Origin of the sequence: Albidovulum sp., assembly GCF_049646345.1 — a bacterium.
Classification (GTDB): domain Bacteria; phylum Pseudomonadota; class Alphaproteobacteria; order Rhodobacterales; family Rhodobacteraceae; genus Albidovulum.
Genome location: NZ_JBARVQ010000137.1, coordinates 1 through 3,302 on the forward strand (window position 1 = coordinate 1; position 3,302 = coordinate 3,302).

At 61.7% G+C, this 3,302-nt stretch carries 4 protein-coding genes; all 4 read right to left on the reverse strand.

The features are described 5' to 3' along the window. Nucleotides 1-135: 135 nt before the first annotated feature. Nucleotides 136-945 carry a division plane positioning ATPase MipZ gene (locus tag WBB85_RS03400; protein WP_432637214.1) on the reverse strand — a complete coding sequence of 270 codons (810 nt, stop codon included), beginning with the start codon at nt 943-945 and terminating at the stop codon, nt 136-138. A 108-nt stretch (nt 946-1,053) separates the two neighbouring features. After that, nucleotides 1,054-1,275, reverse strand: coding sequence for a 50S ribosomal protein L31 (rpmE, locus tag WBB85_RS03405; protein ID WP_432637215.1), 222 nt, complete (start codon nt 1,273-1,275; stop codon nt 1,054-1,056). Nucleotides 1,276-1,286: 11 nt separating this feature from the next. Continuing rightward, on the reverse strand, nt 1,287-1,670 hold the full coding sequence (gene rplS / locus WBB85_RS03410; protein WP_432637216.1) for a 50S ribosomal protein L19: 384 nt from the start codon (nt 1,668-1,670) through the stop codon (nt 1,287-1,289). Nucleotides 1,671-2,003: 333 nt separating this feature from the next. After that, entirely contained in the window at nt 2,004-3,134 is a 1,131-nt protein-coding gene (locus tag WBB85_RS03415; RefSeq protein ID WP_432637217.1) for a saccharopine dehydrogenase C-terminal domain-containing protein, read from the reverse strand. Nucleotides 3,135-3,302 lie beyond the last annotated feature (168 nt).

Here is a 3,302-nt window from a genome sequence, read left to right on the forward strand (position 1 = left end):
CTCTTTGTCCGTCAGGCACGCCAGACAGCCTGACCCTGCTACAGAGCGTTTCGAGTTCTTATCGAAGTGCAGATCGCAGAAATCGAACATAACCGGTTCGACGTTTGATGCGGAGCAATCTCGAAACGCGATAGGTCAGAAATTGACCGTCACACCCGGCAGGTTCAGTTCGTGCATCAGGTCACGCACCTCCTGCCGCGCCGCGACGTTGGAGATGTTGAGCTTCTCCACCCCCACATCCTTCAGATCGAGCAGGGTCAGCCCACGCGGGAACAACTCGCGGAAGATGACGCGTTCAGAAAAGCCGGGCGCCACGCGAAAGCCGATCCGCTTGGAAAGCTGCTCCAGCGCGCCGCCCACCTTGCGCTTGTTGTGCATCTGCTGGGCGCCAAGGCGGTTTCTCAGCACGATCCAGTCGATGGGTTTCAACCCGGCCCGCGCCCGCAACTGACGCGCATGCCAGACCATCTCGGAATAGATCGACGGGCCGATGACCCGGCTGGTATCGGGATCGACCCGCGCCAGCAGGTCGAAATCGATGAAACTGTCGTTCAGGGGCGTGATCAGCGTATCGGCCAGCGAATGGGCGACCTGGCTGAGGCGGGTATGCGACCCCGGGCAGTCGATGATGATGAATTCGACATCCCGCTCCAGTGCCGCCACCGCCGCCGACAGGCGCCGGTCATAGACATTCTCGCCCGCGCCAAGTGTTGCCTGATCTACCTCGGGCAGGCCCCGGTAATCCGGGGTCGGCAGGCTCAGCCCCTGTTTGCGGGTAAAGGCCGTGCGATTCTCGATATAGCGGCCAAAACTGCGCTGGCGCAGATCAAGATCAAGCGCCCCGACCTTGTGGCCCATCCGCGCCAGTGCGGTTGCCACATGCATGCAGGTCGTCGATTTCCCCGACCCGCCCTTTTCATTTCCCACGACGATGATATGCGCCAAGTTCCCGTCCCTGTATCCCGTTCCGTGTTCCCGGAATCAAAAAGGCGCGCCGTCCCCAGCGCGCCTCTACTATATGTTGCGCTCCCACTCTTGGGAAGCGCAAGGGGCTCAGAATCCGAGGCCCGCGTACTTGTTCTTGAACTTCGAGACGCGGCCGCCGGTATCCATCAGCTTGGCGTTGCCACCAGTCCAGGCCGGATGCACCGAAGGATCGATGTCGAGCGACATCGCATCGCCTTCCTTGCCCCAGGTCGAGCGGACCTGAAACGTGCTGCCGTCGGTCAGCTTGACCTCGATCATGTGGTAGTCGGGGTGAATGTCTTTTCTCATGGTCCCGCTCCTCAGGCTTTGGCTTCGGCTTTGGGTTTGTAATTGGTGACTTCGGCGATACGGGCGGATTTGCCGCGACGGTCGCGCAGGTAGTAGAGCTTGGCGCGGCGGACACGGCCGCGGCGCACGACCTCGATCGAGTCGATGTTGGTCGAATAGAGCGGGAAGACGCGCTCGACGCCCTCGCCGAAGGAAATCTTGCGGACGGTGAACGACGCAGCGATGCCTTCGCCACCCTTGCGGGCGATGCAGACGCCTTCGTACATCTGGACGCGGGACCGCGTGCCTTCCGTCACTTTGTAGCCGACACGGACCGTGTCGCCTGCCTTGAAGTCCGGGATGGACTTGGCCAGAGCAGCGATCTGCTCGGCTTCGATTTGCGCGATCAGGTTCATCGCGTGATCCTTTCCTATGCTCGCGGTGGTCCCGCGATGGTGTTCGCGCCTCAGAGCTCCGTGTCTTCATCGGGTCCGCCTTAGCGCCCGCCGGAGGTCAGGTCATCGTTCCTTGTTCTTGCTGCTGATCGCCGCCCTAGCCGAAGAAAGCAAAAGGCATGGGCAAACAGACAACAAGCCCGGTCGACTCAGAAGAGTCCCGGACGGGCGGGGTATAGGGGTGAGGGGGGCATGGGTCAAGAGGATGCAGGCAACCCGTGCGGTCGTTGATGTTCTCATGCGATGGTTGCGTCATTTCCGGGCCAAAGGTGGCCTTGGGCCCTGTTGCCACCCTCAATCGTATATCACCAATCGCATGTCCTGCGCCTGATGGCTCGTTTCCTCCAGCCAGCGTTTTACCAGCCGGGGATCGTTCGGGGCGCCGTGGAGACCGACCGGAATTTCGCGGGTCAGGATGGCCTCGACCGCCAGCGATACCGTGCCAGAGACGAGCCGTGCCATGGCGGAGCCCCGGACATCGCCTTCGGCATCCAGCACCCAGGTCCGGTGCCAGACCGGTTGGCCCGCCTTTTCGACCTTCAGCGAGACGCAAAGGACCACCCGGTCAGCCTCACCCGCTTCCAGTGGATGTGCCTGCCAGAGGTCGTCCGACAGCGCCGTCAGCCGCGCCTCGGACGGGTTGGTGGCCAGTTCTTCGAAAATACCGGACCATGCCTCGGACCAGCCGTTCAGGCGCAGGGTTCCGCGCACGAATTCCTTCACCTTCCATTCCGGGTCAAAGCGATAGTCCGCGCGGAAGGGCAGCGAGTCGCGGTTGGGATAGACCTCGAACATTTCGGGTTGCCGGAGTGGCGCGGTGTATCTCTGGACCGCGTCCCAGGGATGGGCGACGCTGAGTTCGGAATAGCCGCGGATTGAGCGGGCGGGCGTCATCAGGGCGCGCAGCACGCCAAGGGGCGACCATGAGAACTTGTAGCGGAAGGCGTTCGGCCGGGTGGGAATCCCGCCGCAATACGAGGTGAAGGAAAGCACATTGTCGCGGTCATAAACCTGCGACGCCCGGTAGGCCGCGACCAGATCGTGCGCCATCAGATGGTCTATGCCGGGATCAAGCCCGACCTCGCCCAGAATAGAGACGCCCGCCGCGCGTGCAGGTTCGTCCAGTGTCCGCATGTCGGGCGTGATGTAGCTTGAAGAGACAAAATGCGCGCCCTTGGTCACGCAGCTGCGGGCGAGATCCAGATGCATCGCCGCAGGCAGCATGGAGACGATGATATCGCCGGGCTGAAGCGCGGCATCCAGCGCGCCGGGTTCCATTGCGCGGATGTCGTCGGTGATATCGCCCACCGCCTCCATCGCCTGTTCCATGGGCAAGTTCCAGACCGTGATCGGGTGACCGGCAAGGATCAGGCGGCGAAGACCGGGGCGTGAGGAAAGTCCGGTTCCACACCAGTGAATGCGCATGGTTTCCCCCTATTGCGTTTTAGGCATGTATTTAAGCAGAAACCGAACATTTGCAGCCGAATTCTGATGCTGATTTATCAACAGATACCCGAAACGCATTTGGTGACGGTGTGTTCGTAGATCGTGTGGGCCTGCTGTCGGGACGTTGCTGCCATTCGTGGATACGCC

Coding starts and splice junctions, on each gene's coding strand:
- rpmE (WP_432637215.1), bottom strand. CDS start 1,275: ATGAGAAAAGACATTCACCCCGACTACCACATGATCGAGGTCAAGCTG.
- WBB85_RS03415 (WP_432637217.1), bottom strand. CDS start 3,134: ATGCGCATTCACTGGTGTGGAACCGGACTTTCCTCACGCCCCGGTCTT.
- rplS (WP_432637216.1), bottom strand. CDS start 1,670: ATGAACCTGATCGCGCAAATCGAAGCCGAGCAGATCGCTGCTCTGGCC.